Here is a 252-nt window from a genome sequence, read left to right as displayed (position 1 = left end):
GTCGACCTCAGCGACAGGCTCATGCCCTCTTTACTGATGACCGTTTGCTCGAAGACCGGGTGTTCAATGGGCAATCCGGCCAGCAATTGGCCGGTGCTGTCATACACGGCTATCGCTTCGTCGTCGGGGTGGTGCCACACGTCCAGCAGTTGTTTGCCTGCTTCGACACCGTAGTGGCGCAAGAGCTGGGCTTCGCTTTCCAGAATGGTGTCGAGATGAGGATTGCCAGGCCCCAATCGACTTAACGTCATA

At 57.1% G+C, this 252-nt stretch carries 1 pseudogene; it reads right to left on the bottom strand.

Annotated elements, in window-relative coordinates:
* Nucleotides 1-252: pseudogene (locus GHO03_RS25310) on the bottom strand (two-component sensor histidine kinase); the annotation flags it as partial.

The organism is Pseudomonas sp. FSL R10-1339 (genome assembly GCF_009600545.1).
In the GTDB taxonomy this organism is placed as follows: Bacteria; Pseudomonadota; Gammaproteobacteria; order Pseudomonadales; family Pseudomonadaceae; genus Aquipseudomonas; species Aquipseudomonas bubulae.
The sequence above is the reverse complement of the archived record's forward strand: the minus strand, read 5'-3'. Positions and strand labels throughout refer to the sequence as shown.